This window comes from Sphingorhabdus sp. (assembly GCF_040079335.1).
Taxonomy (GTDB): Bacteria; Pseudomonadota; Alphaproteobacteria; order Sphingomonadales; family Sphingomonadaceae; genus Sphingorhabdus_B.
Window position 1 is genome coordinate 1 of sequence record NZ_JBEBKL010000046.1, and the last position, 19,227, is coordinate 19,227.

Here is a 19,227-nt window from a genome sequence, read left to right on the forward strand (position 1 = left end):
CCCATCGCAAGTCGCTGGGGAGGAGCTGCAGTTGCTAACCGCCCTCGACAGCGCCGAGCCCAAGGCTGCCGCCGCTATCGAAGCGGAAAAGTTCGAAGACGCGATGGCGGCGCTCGCCTCGCTCCGCGCACCGATCGATGCTTTCTTCGATGGCGTGATGGTGAATGATCCAGACCCGGCAAAACGGGCGTTCAGGTTGGGGTTGCTGGCTCGGTTCCGCGACGCGGTCCACCGGGTTGCGGATTTCTCCAAAATCGAAGGATAGGCCCGGCCTGTAATCTGCCGCGGTTGACCTAAATCATTGTGGTCGTACCCGAATGCGCTTCTGGTGGGTTACCTCTCCAAAGGAAACCCCCACCATGGCCGTCATGCATCGCATCCGCATCTTTCACGCCTTCCTCGCGCTCACCGTTCTTGCCGCCTATTTTTCCGCCGAGATGGGCCTGATCCACGCCTGGCTTGGCTATGGCGTCGCGGCCCTGATCACCTTCCGGCTGATCTGGGCATTGAGCGGTGTGCCGCAACTCGGGCTGGAGCGTTTCTATCCATCGTTCAAGGATATGCACCTGAAGGGCATCGCCACCCACCCCGCGATCAGCCGGGTCTTGCTTGCGGGCATCGCGATTTCGGTCATCGGTGCGACTGGCACCGGCATCATGATGGACAATGGCCGCGCGTTTCAGCCGACATCGCTCAGCTCATTTTCCTTTTCGGGCGAAGATGAAAGTGAGGAACATGAAAGCGAAGGCGGTGAGGATGAATCGGGCGAAGCCTATGAAGAGGCGCATGAACTGCTCGCCAATCTGGCGATAGCTTTTGTCGTCATGCATGTTTTATATTTGCTGGCATTCAAGCGCCCCTTGGCGCGCTTCATGCTGTTTGCGAACAAATCCGCCAAATAATTCCGTTCTAAGCTTGACTCTAACGTGTTGCACTGCACAACGGCGCGCATCTCAGATGGCCTAAAAGGAACCGGCTGCGCGATGACCCAATATGTGTACCGCTTTGGCGGCAACGTTGATGATAAAGGTGCGGGCAACAAGAATTTGCTCGGCGGCAAGGGCGCGAACCTTGATGGTATGGCAGCGATTGGCCTGCCTGTGCCCCCCGGCTTTACGATCACGACCGAGGTCTGCACGGCTTACTATGCCAATGGAGAGGCCTTCCCCGACGGCCTGACCGATCAGGTTGCACAAGGCATCGCGCATATTGAGGGTGTCACCGGCAAGAGCTTTGGCGATCCGACCAATCCGCTGCTCGTTTCGGTGCGTTCGGGCGCGCGGGTGTCTATGCCCGGCATGATGGATACCGTTCTGAATCTGGGGCTTAACGACAAAACCGTCGAAGGCCTCTCCGCTTCATCGGGCGACGCACGCTTTGCTTGGGACAGCTATCGCCGCTTCATCCAGATGTATGCCGATGTCGTGCTGGGCCTGAATCACCACGCCTTCGAGGATGCCCTGGAAATCGCCAAAGAAGATCGGGGCTATTTCCTCGATACCGAATTACAGGCTGATGACCTGATCGCGCTGGTCGCCGAATATAAGCAGCTGGTCGAGGCCGAATGGGGCAAGCCATTCCCGCAGGATGTGAACGAGCAATTATGGGGCGCGGTTGGCGCGGTGTTTTCCAGCTGGGAATCGGATCGCGCCAAGGTCTATCGCCGCCTAAACGGCATCCCCGGCGACTGGGGAACCGCGGTCAATGTGCAGGCGATGGTGTTCGGCAATATGGGCGATACCAGCGCGACGGGCGTCGCCTTCACCCGCGACCCCGCGACCGGCGAGAATGCCTATTATGGCGAATATCTGATCAACGCGCAGGGTGAGGATGTCGTCGCCGGTATCCGCACCCCGCAATATCTGACCAAGGCGGCGCGTGAGACGGCGGGTGCCAAGCCGCTGTCGATGGAAGAGGCGATGCCAGAGGCTTATGCTGAGCTGGCGGATGTGTTCCGCACGCTCGAAACCCATTATCGCGACATGCAGGATATCGAGTTCACCGTCGAGCGCGACAAGCTGTGGATGCTGCAGACCCGTTCGGGCAAGCGCACCGCCAAGGCCGCGCTCAAAATTGCGGTCGACATGGCGGCCGAAGGGTTGATCACCAAGGAAGAGGCGGTGCTGCGCGTCGATCCGATGGCGCTTGACCAGCTGCTCCACCCGACGCTTGATCCCGATGCACCGCGCGATGTGCTGACCAAGGGGCTGCCTGCCTCGCCGGGTGCTGCTTCGGGCCAGATTGTGTTCGATGCCGATACGGCCGAACGCCGCAACGATATGGGCGAAAGCGTGATCCTAGTCCGCGTTGAAACCAGCCCCGAAGACATTCACGGCATGCACGCGGCGCGCGGTATCCTCACTGCCCGTGGCGGCATGACGTCACACGCCGCCGTGGTCGCACGCGGCATGGGCCGCCCTTGCGTTTCAGGCGCGGGTAGCCTCGCCATCGATAACGCCGCCAAGGTGCTGCGTGTTTCGGGGCGCGAGCTGAAAGAGGGCGATATTATCACCATTGACGGCTCGACCGGCGAAGTGATGGCTGGTGCCGTCCCCACGCTGCAGCCCGAACTGGTGGGCGATTTCGGCACGCTGATGGTGTGGGCCGATGCCGCGCGCCGGATGAAGGTGCGCGCCAATGCCGAAACGCCTTTGGACGCGCAAACCGCGCGCGATTTTGGCGCCGAAGGTATCGGGTTGTGCCGTACCGAACATATGTTTTTTGACGCGGCCCGGATCACGGCGGTGCGCCAGATGATCCTTGCCGACGATGAAAAGGGCAGGCGGGTTGCGCTCGAGCGGTTGCTGCCCGAACAGCGCAAGGATTTCGCTGCGATCTTTGAAGTGATGGCGGGGCTTCCCGTCACCATCCGCCTGCTCGACCCGCCGCTGCACGAATTCCTGCCGCATCGCGAAGAGGAATTTGCCGAGGTCGCCGAGGCCGCCGGCGTGGGCATCGAAACATTGAAGCAGCGTGCGAACGAGTTGCACGAATTCAACCCGATGCTCGGCCATCGCGGTTGCCGTCTGGGGGTCACATACCCTGAAATTTATGAGATGCAGGCGCGGGCTATCTTTGAGGCGGCGTGTTCATTGGCGGTCGCCCCGGTTCCCGAAATCATGATCCCGCTAGTCGGCACCCGCCGCGAGCTGGAGCTGATGAAGGAAGTTGTTGATAAGGCAGCGGAAAATGTCTTTGCCGAACAGGGCAAGCGGATCGACTATCTGGTCGGCACGATGATCGAACTGCCCCGCGCCGCGCTGATGGCCGATGAGATTGCCGAGGTTGGCGCATTTTTCTCTTTCGGAACCAATGACTTAACGCAAACCACTTTGGGCGTCAGCCGCGACGACGCCGCCCGCTTCCTCATCCACTATGTCGACAAGGGAATATATAGGTCAGATCCCTTTGTTTCTCTGGACGTCGAAGGCGTCGGCCAGCTGATCGAAATCGCCACAACCAAGGGTCGCAAGACCCGGCCCGACATCAAACTCGGCATCTGCGGAGAACATGGCGGCGATCCGGCTTCGATCGAATTCTGCGAAAAGACCGGCCTAGATTATGTCAGCGCCTCCCCTTACCGCGTGCCGATTGCACGGTTGGCAGCAGCGCAGGCGGCTTTGCGGAACGGCTGAAGTTGCTTGCGGAGCGAGCCGAATTGGCTCGCCTCGTCTTATTTGCAATTGCTCCCTGCCCCGGCGATCAGATCGACGCAGCGGCCGTCAATTTCGTCCTTGGGCACATCCAGCCCGATCATGCTCGCCAGTGTCGGCATGATGTCGGCGGTTTCGATGCCATTGGGCTGTTCATAAGGCGCGACGCCTTTCCACCAGAACAGGATCGGCACGCGGCGGTCATAACCCCAGGGCGAACCATGCGTTGCGACATAGCCGAAGCTGGTGTTCGGGATCGGCGTCACATAGCGCTTGAGCGCGACGTAGAAATCGCCTGAGCGTGACGGATCAAAATTGGCGCGCACACGCTGGATCAGGCTCCAATCCTCCGGTGGACCAGAGGGTGATAGGGTGGCAGCGATTTCATCCTTGGTGATAACGGCTTCCACCTGCGGATGAGTGCGATAATGCTTGAGCGCCGCATCGAGCACGGCGGAGCGTTTGCCCGCAGGGATTTTGGTCGAGAGATACATGTCGCCAAAGGGCGCATCGCCCATGATCGCGGGTTCGGGCAAGTCGAACGCTTTGGCGAGCACCGGGCCCACGCCCTGCGGCATCAGCCTGATGTCCGCGCGTTCGGATGCGGGCAGCCCCTGAATGGCATTGCGTTCGGGCAGATCATGCCCGCCATGATCGGCGGTCAGTACAACCACATAGGGCACCTTGCTCTTGTCGAGCACAGTGAACATGCGGCCCAATGTCGCATCCAGCGCGGCAATCTGGGTGCAGGTTTCTGCGCCCGAAGTGCCAAATGTGTGGCCGACATAGTCGGTCGCCGACAGGCTCACCGCCAGCACATCGGTTGCAGGCCCCTTGCCCAGTTTCTTTTCACCAAAGGCTGCCAATGCAAGGTCCATCGTCAGCGCGTCAAAATCGCCCGAAGCGCGGAAAGCGCGGGCATCTCCGGCCTTACGCTGTTGCAATGTCCCTACAGTCGCGTCTCCACCAATGTCCACCGCACGCGAATGGCTGGCACACATAGCGGGCAGTTTGACCTTGGCGGGCTTGTCGATCGCGGCCTTGGCGCGACTGTTCACCAGAGCTGCCCCCTTGGGCACAGCCGCTTCGCTGGCCGAGTAACTGCGAAAAGCCTTGCCATCCCACCACATGGTGAGGGTGGTATTGTGGCCGCCCATCATCACGGCACCCCGATCCTTGCCCGATACGGCAACGACCTGCGACGCCGGATTGATTGCCCGCATCCGGTCCCCCATCGTGGGCATTTTCAACAGATTGGGCGAAACGGTGTAGTTGGAGCTGTTGCTGCCTTCGACCGAAGTGTCTTCAGAGCAATAGACACCGTAATCGGTCTTGCCGTCCTTGCCCGTCCGGCCAGTCGACGGATCGAACCAGCTGTTCGCGATGATGCCGGTGCGCGCGGGGCGGCTGCCGGTCAGGATGGTCGAATGGCCGGGGCAGGTTTCAGTCGCGGCATGGCTTTGATAGCCATTAGGGAAGGCGATTCCGCCAGCCAGCCGTTTGAGCCCGCCCGTGAAATCCTTGCGATATTCGTTGAACAGGTCGGTCGAAAACTGGTCGACCGATATCGCGACGATCAGCTTGGGCGCGGGTACTTTTGGCGCGCCATCTTGAGCAAATGCCGAGGTTGAAACCAGCGCGGTTGCGCCCAGCAAAAGTGCAGTGAACCTGTTCATATTTCCCATCCCGATTAGATTTCAAACGCCTTCTTCAGCGCGCAACGCCTTGCGGTCGAGCTTGCCAATCATTGTCTTCGGCAACGCATCGCGCACCACGACGCCCAGCACCCGTTCATGCTTACCCAGCTGAGGGTTGACCCAGTCAGTCAGTTCCTCGCTGGACGCCGCCGCCCCGTCGTTCAGTGTGACATAGGCCTTGGGCCGCTCGCCCAGATAACTGTCCGGAACGCCGATCACCAGCGCCTCTTTGACGGCTGGGTGCTTGTAGAGAATATCTTCAACCTGGCTGGGGAATACTTTGAAACCGCCGACCGCGATCATGTCTTTCAGCCGGTCGACGATGAAAATAAAGCCATCCTCGTCGATCGTCGCGACATCGCCCGTGCGTAACCAGCCGTCGACGAACACTTCCGCAGTCGCCACCGGCTTGTTCCAATATCCGGCCATGATCTGCGGACCCTTGGCCAGCAATTCTCCGGGTTCGCCCGCAGGTGCTGGCTTGCTTGGGTCTTCCTTGTCGGCCAAGCGCACCTGCGTACCCGGTATAGGCTGACCAATACTGCCAACCTTGTTTGTGCCTTCATATGGGTTGCACGAAATCACACCCGAACTTTCGGTTAGGCCATAGCCTTCGATCACCGCTGCGTGCGCAACGCCCTCAAACCGCGCTTTTAATTCCGCAGCCAGCGGTGCGCCGCCGGAGATGCAGGCGCGCAGCGAGCTGAAATCGGTCTTCGGCAATTCGGCATTGTCGAGCAGCGCCTGATACATGGTCGGAACGCCGGGCATCGAGGTAACCTTGGTTCGGTTCACAGCCTTCAACGCCGCCGTCGCTTCGAAACGAGGCAGCATCACAATCTCGCCGCCATTGTCGATCGTGCGGTTGAGCACGGTTGCGTTGGCGAAAACGTGGAAAAAGGGCAGCACGCCGAGGATGCGATCATCGGCGGGGGCATCGGGCAGGTTGGCGTGGCTGTGCGGGTCAATGCAATTAATCTGCCGCGCATTGGCGCTGATATTCTGGTGTGTCAGCATGGCACCCTTTGGAGTACCCGTCGTGCCGCCGGTATATTGCAACTGCGCGACATCCTTTTCAGGGTCGCAGGGCACGGGCTGCACCACGCCGTCATTGCTGATGAAATCCTGAAAGCGAGTGATCCGGCTATCGTTGGGGATCGGCGCGATGTCCGCCTTTTTAAAGAGGCGATAGGCCCAGCCTTTGAGCTTCGGCAACGCCTCTGCCACGCTGCCGACGATCAGCTGGCCGAGATCGGATTTGTCGAGCACCTTCAATGCAGTCGGCAACAGTGCTGCCGCAGAAACCGTCACCAGCATGCTTGTTCCGCTGTCGGCCACCTGATGCGCCAGTTCGTCGACAGTATAGAGCGGCGAGAAATTGACCACGGTCGCACCGGCGAGCATCGCCCCATAATAAGCAACAATATAATGCGGCACATTGGGCAGGAAGAGGCCGATATGATCGCCTTTGCCAATGCCGCGCAGTTGCAGCCCCTTGGCGAATCTGCGCACGCCGATTTCCATGTCGGCATAACTATATTTGCGCCCCATGAAATCGGCGAGCGACGCCGCCCCCATCCGCTCGGCAGACCGCAAAAACATGTCGTGCACCGACAATGGTGGAAAGCTCTGATCCCATTTCGATGGGTGCAGATAATATTTGGCCCAGGGCGTCGCGTTCATAACTCTCCTCTACGCGGCGCTATACCAGCCAACCCCGTCGATTGTCTCCACCTTTGCGCGGCCGGTCGCGACCAGATGCACCAGATGCGCATGCGATTCACCGGTAGCGAGGCCGAAGACCGTCTCATCGATTGGCCGATCGAATAGCAAGGCAAAGGTATCGACCGCACGCATTGGTTTGTCTCGCAGTGCGATCTCCAGCTTGTCGAGCCGGTCATGATGTCCCTCCGCCAGCTTGTCGAGGCGGACATGCACGCCGCGGAAGGGCGAGCCATGCGCGGGCAGCACCAGCATGTCGCCCGGCAGTTTGCGACGGAATTTGGCAATCGAATCGAGCCATTCGCCCAGCGGATCGGCATCGGGCTCGCTATCCATGATCGACACATTGCTGGTGATGCGCGGCAATATCTGGTCGCCCGCAATAATCACACCATTGTGGTGGTCGATCAGACAGGTATGTTCGGGCGTGTGGCCCCCGCCGGTCATCGCTTCCCACACGCGCCCACCTATGCGGACATGCTGGCCATCTTCGAGGCGACGGTGGCCTGTTGGCAATTGCGATACGGCGCGGGCAAAGCCGCCAAATCCGCGCTGGCGCATATCCTCCACCTGGGCGTCATTATATCCCTGGAACCGACGGCGATCGAGTATCTCTTTGGGCGGCTCGTCGCGCTGGTCAGCGGTGAGCATCCGTGCCATCAACCATTCGGTGCGGTTCATCCAAAGCTGCACCTTGCAGCGATTGGCAAGCCAGCCCGCACAACCGACATGGTCGGGGTGGAAATGCGTCACGAAAATGCGCGTCATCCGCCGGTCGCCCAGCGTGCCTTCGAGCAGCTTTTTCCATTCCTCTATCACCACCGGCATGAATAGGCCGGTATCGGCAATGGCAAAACCGTCACCCTGCTCGTCGCGATCATCAAGCAGCCAGATGTTGATGTGGTTGAGGTTGCCGGGCACCGGCATCCGCGTCCAGCCCATGTCGGAGGCGAGCGGATAGATTTCGCCATAGCCGGGCACATGTTCGCCCAGCGGATAGGTCAGTCCCTTGATCTCGATGGGTTCGAAGCCATGATCGGCAAGCGACATGTCATAAGCGGGCAGTGGTTCAGTGGTCATCCCCACCTGCCTGCCTTATGCGTCACCACAGCGCAATGGTGACGTTAGGGAAGGTCGCGGAGATTACTCGCCCGTTTTCTTGAACAACGTCTCTGCTGTCAGTTCAGCCGGGGCTTCTTCTTCGCCGTGCAGCGCTTCTTCAGCCGCCCGCTTGGCTTCATCGCGCTCGTTGCGCAACTGCGTCAGCAAGGCTTCCTTGTCGCCTGCAAAGCGGCTGTCGTCGGCGGCTTTATCTTCTAGGCCTGCCTTTTTCGCCGCGCGGGCGACGATGGCGTCCAGCTCGCGTTGCGAACACAGGCCGAGTGTCACCGGATCCTTGGGCTGGATTTCGCTGATGTTCCAATGGCTGCGCTCACGGATCGCCTGGATCGTGTTGCGCGTGGTACCGATGATCTTGCAAATCGCACCGTCCGAAATTTCGGGATGGTTGCGCAGCAGCCAGGCGATGCCATCGGGCTTGTCCTGACGCTTTGATACCGGCGTATAGCGCGGCCCCTTTGTGCGGCGCACCTGTTCAGGACCTTTGCTGATCTGCAGGGCATAGTCGCTATCGGCCTGGCCCTTCTCGATCTCTTCCATCGAGAGTTCACCTGCACGAACAGGATCGCGACCGGTATATTTGGTGCCAGTCATGTCGTCAGCCATCGCCTGCACTTCTAATATGTGCAGGCCGCAAAATTCAGCGATCTGCGGAAAGCTCAATGCGGTGTTGTCGACCAACCATGCGGCAGTCGCGTGCGGCATCAGGGGAACGAGTCCGTTCTGGGCCATGTCTGATTCTCCAATAAATAGGGCCGCCCCTTACCGGAGCGGCCTGAATATGGGCGTCGCTTAGGCCAAAGCCGCCCTTACGGCAAGCGACATTCGTGCGACACTCGTCGGAAAACTCTGCATTCCTATGCAGGAAAGGCTTGACTGCGTTAATTGCGCACTTAACACTGCACTTCGCCAAAGGTTTGAGGAGACCTTCGAAGACGTAATTAGATTTCATTACATCACTATCTCGTAGCAATTAATGGAGGGAGAGGACCATGCGTAAGCTACATCTTATCAGTGCGACTGCGCTTGCCGTTTCGATGGCAATGCCAGCTTTTGCACAAGATGCACCACAGGCCGATGATGAAGGCACCGGCTTCGGGGACGAAATCGTTGTCACGGCACAGCGACAGGCACAAAGCCTGCAAGACGTTCCAATTGCCGTATCGGCATTTACAACCGAAGCGCTGGAGCGACAGCAGATCGACAATCCGCAAGAATTGCAACTTGCACTGCCGAGCACGTCGATCACATACGGCAACTTCTCGGGCACCAACATCACCATTCGCGGCATCGGTTCGCCGGTGGTTGCAGCGTCTGGAGACGCAGGTGTCGCCATCCACTTCAACGATATGCCGTTGATCGGCAGTCGCATCTTCGATTCCGAATTTTATGATCTGGAACGCCTCGAAGTATTACGCGGCCCTCAAGGGACTCTATTTGGACGCAACGCGACAGCGGGCGTTTTCAACATCATCACCGCCAAGCCGGATCTGAACGCATTTGCGGCCGCTGGCGAAGCCTCCTACGGAAAATATAACACGATACAGGCCAAGGGCATGGTCAATGTGCCGATCGGCGATATCGCCGGTGTCAGGCTGGCTGGCATGTACCTGAAACGCGACGGGTATACGAAGAATTTCAACACCGGAAATGACATTGACGGCCGAGATTATTATTCCGTTCGCGGTTCCTTCAAGCTGGAACCCAGCGATTCAACGAAATTCACCGTAACGGCCCAGTATTTTAAGGAAGACAGCAACCGCTCACGTGGTCAGAAACAGCTTTGCGCTACGGATGTCACTGCCATTCTCGGTTGTCGCCCCGACCAGGAAGCCTTTCAGGTCATCAATGGCGACTCTACGGCTGTCGGGACATTGGGAAGCCGTGAGTTCCTGACGATCGCAGGATTTGGTCCCTTGGCGGCTTTCGGACTGGGAAGTGTTTACGGAGACGATGGACACTCCTACGATACGGCGATCAACCCGACCAATGTTCGGCGAGTCGCAGTTGACTTCGAGCCCTTCTGGAAATCCGACCAGTTGACGATCAGTGCAGAACTGGAGCAGAGCTTCGGAGACCTGACGGCCACATTGACCGGTGGCTATTCTGAGAACGAATATTCATCCAGCCTTGACTATAACCTGACAACGACGCGCAGCCTCGCCAATAATCCTGGCCTAGTTGCATTGCGGGCCGCCGGTGCTGGCGGAAACCCCATTGCGCAAGCAATATTGAGGTCAGGTGCATTCCGAGGAAACCAGCTTTGCGCTTCAACGTTTGACCCGTTGCATGCAGGCTCGATCGGCGGACGAGTGCAATCGTGCGCAGATAATACGACCGAGTTCGATTATTCCGGGGGTAAGAACAAACAATGGTCGATTGAAGGACGTCTGGCATCTGATTTTGATGGTCCCTTCAACTTCCTGTTGGGCGGTCTGTATCTTGAGAGCACAGGGCGAAATATTGATTATGCGGTCATGGCCTCTGGCTTCGACTACATGTCAACGTTCCTCGGTGTCGTCACAGCGCTGGGTGCCGGCCTTCCATCGCTAGATTACGCTATGGCACCGCCATTCTTTCACAGCGATACGGACAAAGCCCATTTGAAAACCTACGGTCTGTTCGGTGAGGTCTATTTTGACTTGGCTGACAATTTGAAGGTGACGGGTGGCCTGAGATACTCGAATGACAAAAAATACATTCGGGCTCGCCAGCCGTTCCTAAACGTACTCGTCCCTTATGGAACGACCGACGTTAATTCGATACTGGCAAACTTCGACGGAGACAGTTCGAAACCAGGACAACAGGAATTTGCCATACAATCTGGCACGTTCGACGAAATAACGGGACGCGTTGTTGTTGACTGGAAACCTGATGTCTCCTTCACGGACGACACACTGGTTTATGCAAGTTACACGCGGGGTTATAAGCCCGGTGGATTTAATCCGCCTTACGATCCAAACTTGTTCCCGCCCATTCCGTTGACATTCGACGGAGAGCTTATCGATGCTTTCGAAATCGGGACCAAAAACAGCTTCATTGGCGGTCATCTGCAGCTCAATGCAACCGGTTTCTATTACAAATATAATGGCTTTCAAGTCAGCCGGATCATCAACCGCACATCGTTCAATGACAATACGAACGCAACGATCTACGGGGTCGAACTGGAAGCAATCGTTAGACCGGTAAGGGAATTCACGGTCAATGCCAGCCTTTCCTATCTCAAAACCGAAATCGCCGACTTTAATACAGTAGACACGCGAAATCCTTCCAATGGACGTAGCGATGTGGTGATCATCAAGGATCTGCAAAGCGCTGCTAACTGCGTCGTTGCTCCCGCTGTCGCTGGAAGTGTTCCCATTGCCAACACGCTGGCGCTTGTAAACGGGTTCAATGCTGTTGCCGGAGGCGGCCTGATCAGGCCTGCAGTCCAGGTACCCGGAACAAACTCCTTTGGTGCCTTCTCACTTTGCGGCGCATTGGGCAGCTTCATTCGCGCCAATACTCCCGCAGGTACCTACCTGTTTGACGCGGGCGCGGGCGGTGGCTTCTTCCTGCCTGGCGGTGTGGAACGCAACCTGAAAGGTAATGAACTAGCCAACTCGCCAAACTTTAAATTCTCTGTTGGCGCTCAGTATGACATTAAAACCAACAGTGGCTGGACCATTACGCCGCGTGCAGACCTGTACTTCACGGGTAATGCATGGGGCAGCAATTTTAATACAGTCCGCGATCGTATTAAGTCATATGAAATTGTCAGCACACAGCTGACTGTCTCTGGACCAGAAGACAAGTTTTATGCGCGGGCATTTGTATCGAACTTGTTCAACTCGCAGGCGATCACAGGCAAGTATATTACAGACCCGTCATCGGGCCTGTTCACAAATATCTACACGCTGGATCCGCGCACCTACGGCGTTGCGGTAGGTTTCCGGTTCTGACCTGAGCCGGTAGCGCAAACATCAAACCCCGGAGGAAACTCCGGGGTTTTTTGTTGGGTTACGCGAGCAAGATAATCTTGCCGACAAAATTGCCGCTTTCCATCAGGCGGTGGGCTGCGGCGGCTTCCACCAGCGGAAAGGACCGCGCCATTTCGGGGCGCAACCGCCCTTCGACGACATCGGGCCAAACATTTTCGTAAATCTCCTGCGCCAGCAGCCCCTTGAATTCATTGGACCGCGGACGCAGCGTTGATCCGGTCAGCGTCAACCGGCGGCTCATCACCTGCGCCATGTTGATTTCGGCCACCAGCCCGCCTTGCACCGCGATGGTCACATGCCGCCCATCTTCGCGCAAACATTTGAGGTTGCGCGGAACATAGCTTCCGGCGACCATATCGAGCACCAGATGCACGCCCTTGCCGCCGGTAATCTTGCCGACTTCCTCGACGAAATCGCTCGCCTTATAGTCGATCGCATGATCCGCGCCGATGGCCAGCGCCGCTGCGCACTTTTCAGCCGAACCGCAGGTGACGATGACTTCCAGCCCGAAAAGCTTCCCCAGCTTGATCGCCATCGTGCCAATCCCGCTGGTGCCACCATGCACCAATATCGTCTCACCATCTCTCGCATAGCCGCGTTCGAAAACATTGTGCCAAACCGTCATCAGCGTTTCGGGGATAGCCGCCGCTTCTTCCATCGGCAGGCTTGGCGGCACAGGCCAGCAAACATCAGCGCGGGCGATGCTATATTCCGCATAACCGCCACCCGCGACCAGCGCGCACACTTTCTGCCCTAGATGCTCGCTCTCAACACCTGATCCGATTGCCACCACAGTGCCCGAAATCTCAAGACCTGGCAGGTCACTCGCCCCCGGTGGTGCCGGATAGAGCCCCATGCGTTGCACCACATCGGGGCGGTTCACGCCAGCAGCGGCAACCTTGACCAGCACTTCACCCTCACCCGGAACGGGAACCGGCCGGTGGCAGGGCAACAGCACTTCGGGTCCGCCCGGTGTCGAGATTTCGATTGCAGTCATTACTTCAGGCAGAGCCACGGCCATTCCCCCTTGCCGGTCGCTGGAAATCGGCGGCATATTGACAGCGGCGAAGGTCCAGTCAACAGTTGCGCCATGGATATGGACGACAATTTACCGCTTCGCGGCACCGACCCGCTGTCGCAACTGCTCCGGCAGGATCTGGACCCACTGTCGATCGACGAGCTCAAGGAGCGGATATTGGCACTCAAGGCCGAAATCGCCCGCTGCGAAACCAAAATCGACGCCGCCTCCAGCCATATGAGTGCGGCGGATGCGCTTTTCAAAAAGGGCTGACCCGGCCTGTTAAGCGTTTATCCGCAACATTTCGGCAACCATTTTCGGGAAAATTCGAAAACCACCGCAAGCGCGGTTGAAATGCGCCGTTAAAAGGGCGACATTGATGAAGCGGGGCAACCGGCGGTCGGGGCTCTGCCACGGAGTGTATCTGAATGCCCAGTTTTGCCGAATCGCTTGAAGCCACCCTCCACAATGCGTTGAAAAACGCAGCGGAGCGCGCGCATGAATATGCAACGCTGGAGCATTTGCTGCTCGCGCTGATCGAAGACCCGGATGCGTCGAAGGTGATGCAGGCCTGCGGCGTCGATCTCGGCGAACTCAGCGATACCGTGATCCAATATCTCGATAATGAACTCGAAAGCCTGAAGGTCGGCGGCAATGTCGACCCCTCCCCTACCAGCGGGTTTCAGCGCGTGGTGCAACGCGCGATCCTGCATGTGCAAAGCTCGGGCAAGGATGTCGTGACAGGTGCCAATGTGCTGGTGGCGCTGTTTTCCGAACGCGAAAGCTATGCGGTCTATTTCCTGCAACAGCAGGATATGAGCCGCCTCGATGCGGTCAGCTATATCAGCCACGGCATCGGCAAGGATGGCAAGCTGATCGAACAGCGCCCGGTCGAAGGCGCGGAAGAGCGTAAGGAAGAACCCAACGCCGAGGCCAAGGACAAGAAGACCAAGGAAGGCGCGCTCGACCAGTTCACCGTCAACCTCAACGAAAAAGCTAAGCAGGGGCGTATTGATCCGCTGATAGGGCGCAGCGAAGAAGTCGACCGCACGGTTCAGATTCTGTGCCGCCGGTCAAAGAACAACCCGCTTTATGTCGGCGAACCCGGCGTCGGCAAAACCGCGATTGCTGAAGGCCTCGCCCGCCGCATCGTTGAAAAGCAGGTGCCCGAAGTGTTGCTGCCTGCGGTTATCTATTCGCTCGACATGGGTGCTCTGCTCGCAGGCACCCGCTATCGCGGCGACTTTGAAGAGCGACTGAAGGCGGTTGTTTCGGAGCTGGAAAAGCTGCCCGATGCGATCCTGTTCATCGACGAAATCCACACTGTAATCGGCGCTGGTGCGACCAGCGGCGGGGCCATGGATGCCTCGAACCTGCTCAAACCCGCTTTGTCGGGCGGAACCATTCGTTGCATCGGTTCAACGACTTACAAGGAATTCCGCAACCATTTCGAAAAAGACCGCGCGCTGTTGCGCCGGTTCCAGAAGATCGACGTCAACGAACCGACCATCGACGACACAATCAAGATTTTGGCAGGCCTGCGCAGCGCGTTCGAAGACCATCACAAGGTCAAATACACCCCCGATGCGCTCAAGGCCGCCGTTGAACTGTCGGCGCGGTACATCAACGACCGCAAGCTGCCCGACAAGGCGATCGACGTAATCGACGAGGTTGGAGCGATGCAGATGCTCGTACCGCCGTCAAAACGCCGCAAGCTGATCACGCCCAAGGAAATCGAAGCGGTGATCGCGACTATTGCGCGCATCCCGCCGAAGAATGTTTCGACCGACGACCGCACCGCGCTGGGTAGCCTTGAGGCTGACCTGAAACGTGTTGTCTTCGGACAGGACAAGGCGATCGAGGTGCTGGCATCGGCAATCAAGCTGAGCCGTGCGGGCCTGCGCGATCCGGACAAGCCAATCGGCAATTATCTGTTTTCGGGCCCCACCGGCGTCGGCAAGACCGAGGTTGCGCGGCAACTGGCGAGCATCATGGGCATACCGCTCAAGCGCTTCGACATGTCCGAATATATGGAGCGCCACAGCGTTAGCCGCTTGATCGGCGCCCCCCCGGGCTATGTCGGTTTCGATCAGGGCGGTCTGCTGACCGATGCGGTCGACCAGAACCCGCATTGCGTGCTGCTGCTCGACGAAATCGAAAAGGCGCATCCGGACCTGTTCAACATCCTGCTGCAGGTGATGGACAATGGCCGCCTGACCGATCATCACGGCAAAACGGTCGATTTCCGCAATGTCATATTGATCATGACGACCAATGCCGGCGCCAGCGATATGGCCAAGGAAGGCATCGGTTTCGGCACCAATATCAGCAAGGAAGATGCAGGCGAGGAAGCCGTGAAGGCGATGTTCGCCCCTGAATTCCGCAACCGCCTCGATGCCACGGTACCCTTTAGCTATTTGCCGCCAGAGGTTGTCGCGATGGTGGTCGACAAATTCATTTTGCAGCTCGAACTCCAGCTTGCAGACCAGAATGTCCATATCAAGCTCGACGACGAGGCGCGCGCCTGGTTGACCGAGCGCGGCTACGACAAGCTATACGGTGCCCGCCCGATGGGCCGCGTGATCCAGGAAAAGATCAAGCAGCCACTCGCCGACGAGCTGCTGTTTGGCAAGCTGGTCAATGGCGGTGAAGTTGCAGTGCGCATCAAGGACGGCCAGCCGACCTTTGAAGTGACGCCTGCGCCACCGAAGGTCGGTAAACCGAAGAAGTCGAAGAAAAAGGTCAAGACCGATTGAGTATTGCGTCGCCCCTGCGCAGGCAGGGGCCGCAAGACTATTGACCAACGGTCGCTGTGTAAATTTGCAGCGGCCCCGGCCTGCGCCGGGGCGACGATGACCGCTAAAGCCGCCCTATCCCCCCGCCAATATATCCTGATTTGGCCTTTGCCTGCCCAAGGCGCATTTTGGCGGCATGGAAAAAGGCACAGTCTATCTGGTCGGAGCAGGCCCGGGCGATCCCGATTTGTTGACGGTCAAAGCTGCGCGCCTAATCGCGGGCGCCGACGTGGTCGTGCATGACGGGCTGGTCGATGACGCCATCCTTGCGATTGCGAATCCCAAGGCCCGCTTCATTTCGGTCGCGAAACAGCGCAGTCGCCATTCTGTGCCGCAAGAGGGCATTAATGCCATTCTCGTGCGTGAAGCATTGGCAGGTTACGCCGTTGTGCGCCTAAAAGGCGGCGATCCGTTCATCTTCGGACGCGGCGGTGAAGAGGTCGATGCCTGCCGCGAGGCAAATGTTCCGGTTGAAGTCATCCCCGGCATATCAGCCGCCGTCGCTGGCGGAGCCGAAGCATTGCTTCCCCTCACCCACCGTGATGCCTCAAGCGCGGTCACCTTCGTTGCGGGCCAGTGCAAGGGGCTGACCGACCAGAATTGGGCGGGGCTTGCAGGCAAGGGCCGCACCCTAGTTATCTATATGGGCGTCGCGACCGCCGACGACATTTCCGAGAAATTGATTGCCGACGGGCTTTCCCCCGACACGCCCGTCGCCGTGCTGGAGCGTGTGGGTCGCAAAGACGGCCGCGCGCTCCGCACGATCCTGACCGACTTGGGCGATATGGTCGCGCGCGAAGCCGTGCGTTCCCCTGCCATCATCATAGTGGGCGATGTGGTGCTGATGTCCAATGCCGAAGACCGGCTGGCAGCACTCGCCCGTGAAGCGGAGTATCTTGCGTGAAATTGTTGACCGGAAATGATCTCGCCTCAGGCGCGGTGACCTGGTGGACCGGCAATGGCTGGTCGATCCATGTAGAAAATGCCGCCGATGTGGGCGAAAGCGGCGATGCGATATTGCATGCCGAAGAAGGCGCACGCCGTGTGAATGCGCCTTACATCATCGAAGCCGTTGCCTCACCGGAAGGCCCGCGCCCTGCGCACATCAAGGATCGTGTACGTGCCCTTGGCCCAACGGTGCGCCCTGACCTTACCTTGAAACCTGCCGACCCTTCTGCCGGCGACTGGGTGATCTGACATGTATAAATATGACAATTATGACCAAGCGATCGTCGACGCACGCGTTGAGGAATTTCGCGATCAGGTGAAGCGCCGCTTGGCCGGTGAAATCACCGAAGACCAGTTCAAGCCGCTGCGGCTGATGAACGGCCTCTATCTGCAACTGCACGCCTATATGCTGCGCGTTGCCATCCCCTATGGCACGCTCGACAGCCGCCAGATGCGGATGCTGGCGCACATCGCACGCAAATATGACCGCGATTACGGCCATTTCACCACCCGCCAGAACATCCAATATAACTGGATCAAGCTGGAAGAATGCGCCGACCTGCTGGCTGAACTGGCGACGGTCGAGATGCACGCGATCCAGACGAGCGGCAATTGCATCCGCAATATCAGCTCTGACCAATATGCAGGCGCGGCAGCCGACGAAGTCGCCGACCCGCGCCCATGGGCCGAGCTGCTCCGCCAGTGGAGCACATTCCACCCCGAATTCAGCTATCTACCGCGCAAGTTCAAAATCGCGGTGATCGCATCGCCCGAAGACCGCGCCGCGATGCGGCTGCACGATATCGGACTGGAACTGGTCAAGCAGGACGGTGTACTCGGCGCCCGCGTGTTTGTTGGTGGCGGTATGGGCCGCACCCCGATGATTGCGCCCGAGATCAACCCGTTCGTCAAGGCCGACGATCTGCTCAGCTATATCGAGGCCTGCCTGCGCGTCTATAACCGCTATGGTCGCCGCGATAACATCTACAAGGCGCGGATCAAGATTCTGGTCCACGAAATCGGTGCGGACGAGTACCGCCGTCAGGTTGAAGAAGAATTCGCCCATGTGAAAACATTGGGCATCGATCCACCGCTCGCCGAACTGGAACGGATCAGCGCCTATTTTGCGCCGCCTGCGTTTGAATCTGTCGGCGACGACATCGACCGCAGCGACCCGGACTTCGCCGTCTGGCTCGACCAGAATGTGAAGCCGCACAAACAGGCGGGCTATGCCATCGTCAATATCAGCCTGAAACCGATTGGCGGTATTCCGGGCGACGCGTCCTCTGCGCAAATCGACGTGATGGCCGACCTTGCCGAGAAATACAGCTTTGACGAACTGCGCGTCACCCATGCGCAGAACATTGTTCTGCCGCATGTTGCCAAGCGCGATTTGTATGCGGTGTGGAAGACTCTGAACGACGCCGAGCTAGCCAATGCCAATCTGGATCTGATTAGCGATATAATCGCTTGCCCGGGCCTAGATTATTGTAGCCTCGCCAATGCCCGTTCGATTCCAATCGCGCAGAAGATTGCAACTCGCTTCGCCGATCCGGCACGCCAGCGCGACCTCGGCGAGTTGAAGCTCAAGATTTCGGGCTGCATCAACGCCTGCGGGCATCACCATGCGGGCCATATCGGCATCCTTGGTGTGGACCGCAAAGGCGTCGAAAATTACCAGCTTACCCTCGGTGGCTCGGGCGCTGAAGATGTCAGCATCGGCAAGATTACCGGCCCCGGCTTCGACGAGGACGGCATTGTCGATGCGGTTGAACGCGCGACCGACAAATATAAGGAACTGCGCGAGCCCGGCGAACGCTTCGTCGATACCTATCGCCGCGTGGGCATGGAACCGTTCAAGGAGGCGATTTATGGTTGAGCATCTGCATGCTGAGGGTGAAGAGCCCGCCGTCACGCTCGACGCCTTTCTCGATCAGTCCAACGCCACAGCCGTGCGGCTGGAGCCCGACGATGATGCCCGAGCGCTGATCCCACATCTGGATCGGCTGGCGCTGATCGAGATTGCCTTCCCAAAATTCCGCGATGGCCGCGGCTACAGCTCTGCACGGATCCTGCGCGAGGCTGGCTATACGGGGGAACTGCGTGCGCAAGGCGATGTTCTGGTCGACCAGATCGCCTTCATGAAGCGTTGCGGATTTGACAGCTTCTCACCCGAAGCGCCGCTGAACCAGGCCGATGTTGAAGCTGCCTTGTCGCGCTATGACCATGTCTATCAGGGTGCTGCCGATGCTACCGTGCCTGTGTGGAAACTCCGTCATGGCTGATCGGGGCAAA

The 19,227-nt window shown here is 58.5% G+C and carries 15 protein-coding genes; 10 read left to right on the forward strand and 5 right to left on the reverse strand.

Going from position 1 to position 19,227, the window contains the following annotated elements:
* From ABL922_RS11800 to ppdK, 3 genes are all read left to right on the forward strand, one after another.
* On the forward strand, nucleotides 1-265 hold a 265-nt coding region (locus ABL922_RS11800; protein ID WP_349024407.1), incomplete at its 5' end, for a DALR anticodon-binding domain-containing protein.
* A gap of 94 nt (nucleotides 266-359) precedes the next feature.
* Entirely contained in the window at nucleotides 360-902 is a 543-nt protein-coding gene (locus ABL922_RS11805) for a cytochrome b/b6 domain-containing protein (RefSeq protein WP_349024408.1), read from the forward strand.
* Between the two features lie 81 nt (nucleotides 903-983).
* Entirely contained in the window at nucleotides 984-3,635 is a 2,652-nt protein-coding gene (gene ppdK / locus ABL922_RS11810) for a pyruvate, phosphate dikinase (protein ID WP_349024409.1), read from the forward strand.
* 38 nt (nucleotides 3,636-3,673) lie between these two features.
* Here ppdK and ABL922_RS11815 read toward each other — a convergent pair whose 3' ends face one another.
* The 4 genes from ABL922_RS11815 to ABL922_RS11830 all read right to left on the reverse strand — a co-directional run bounded on the left by ABL922_RS11815 (nucleotide 3,674) and on the right by ABL922_RS11830 (nucleotide 8,923).
* Nucleotides 3,674-5,329 carry an alkaline phosphatase family protein gene (locus ABL922_RS11815; RefSeq protein WP_349024410.1) on the reverse strand — a complete coding sequence of 552 codons (1,656 nt, stop codon included), beginning with the start codon at nucleotides 5,327-5,329 and terminating at the stop codon, nucleotides 3,674-3,676.
* A gap of 21 nt (nucleotides 5,330-5,350) precedes the next feature.
* Entirely contained in the window at nucleotides 5,351-7,033 is a 1,683-nt protein-coding gene (locus tag ABL922_RS11820) for a long-chain fatty acid--CoA ligase (RefSeq protein WP_349024411.1), read from the reverse strand.
* A 9-nt stretch (nucleotides 7,034-7,042) separates the two neighbouring features.
* Complete coding sequence (locus tag ABL922_RS11825; protein ID WP_349024412.1) at nucleotides 7,043-8,152, reverse strand: MBL fold metallo-hydrolase; 1,110 nt, start codon at nucleotides 8,150-8,152, stop codon at nucleotides 7,043-7,045.
* Nucleotides 8,153-8,215: 63 nt separating this feature from the next.
* Nucleotides 8,216-8,923: a DUF1013 domain-containing protein gene (locus ABL922_RS11830; RefSeq protein WP_349024413.1), complete on the reverse strand. Its 708-nt coding sequence runs from the start codon at nucleotides 8,921-8,923 to the stop codon at nucleotides 8,216-8,218.
* A 260-nt stretch (nucleotides 8,924-9,183) separates the two neighbouring features.
* On the opposite strand from ABL922_RS11830, the gene ABL922_RS11835 reads away from it, so the two are divergent.
* On the forward strand, nucleotides 9,184-12,132 hold the full coding sequence (locus ABL922_RS11835) for a TonB-dependent receptor (protein WP_349024414.1): 2,949 nt from the start codon (nucleotides 9,184-9,186) through the stop codon (nucleotides 12,130-12,132).
* Between the two features lie 58 nt (nucleotides 12,133-12,190).
* On the opposite strand, the gene ABL922_RS11840 is transcribed toward ABL922_RS11835, so the two are convergent.
* Complete coding sequence (locus tag ABL922_RS11840; RefSeq protein WP_349024421.1) at nucleotides 12,191-13,192, reverse strand: NAD(P)H-quinone oxidoreductase; 1,002 nt, start codon at nucleotides 13,190-13,192, stop codon at nucleotides 12,191-12,193.
* Between the two features lie 69 nt (nucleotides 13,193-13,261).
* Between ABL922_RS11840 and ABL922_RS11845 the strand changes: the two genes are divergently transcribed.
* From ABL922_RS11845 to ABL922_RS11870, 6 genes are all read left to right on the forward strand, one after another.
* Nucleotides 13,262-13,462 (forward strand): DUF1192 domain-containing protein, encoded by a 201-nt coding sequence (locus tag ABL922_RS11845; RefSeq protein WP_349024415.1) that lies wholly within the window; start codon nucleotides 13,262-13,264, stop codon nucleotides 13,460-13,462.
* Between the two features lie 155 nt (nucleotides 13,463-13,617).
* Nucleotides 13,618-15,945, forward strand: a complete 2,328-nt coding sequence (clpA, locus tag ABL922_RS11850; RefSeq protein WP_349024416.1) for an ATP-dependent Clp protease ATP-binding subunit ClpA — start codon at nucleotides 13,618-13,620, stop codon at nucleotides 15,943-15,945.
* 175 nt (nucleotides 15,946-16,120) lie between these two features.
* Entirely contained in the window at nucleotides 16,121-16,888 is a 768-nt protein-coding gene (gene cobA, locus ABL922_RS11855; protein WP_349024417.1) for a uroporphyrinogen-III C-methyltransferase, read from the forward strand.
* Nucleotides 16,885-17,181 carry a DUF2849 domain-containing protein gene (locus tag ABL922_RS11860; protein WP_349024418.1) on the forward strand — a complete coding sequence of 99 codons (297 nt, stop codon included), beginning with the start codon at nucleotides 16,885-16,887 and terminating at the stop codon, nucleotides 17,179-17,181. Before cobA ends, ABL922_RS11860 begins: the two co-directional genes overlap by 4 nt.
* Nucleotide 17,182: 1 nt before the next feature.
* Entirely contained in the window at nucleotides 17,183-18,811 is a 1,629-nt protein-coding gene (locus ABL922_RS11865) for a nitrite/sulfite reductase (RefSeq protein WP_349024419.1), read from the forward strand.
* Nucleotides 18,804-19,217, forward strand: coding sequence for a DUF934 domain-containing protein (locus ABL922_RS11870; protein ID WP_349024420.1), 414 nt, complete (start codon nucleotides 18,804-18,806; stop codon nucleotides 19,215-19,217). Before ABL922_RS11865 ends, ABL922_RS11870 begins: the two co-directional genes overlap by 8 nt.
* Nucleotides 19,218-19,227 lie beyond the last annotated feature (10 nt).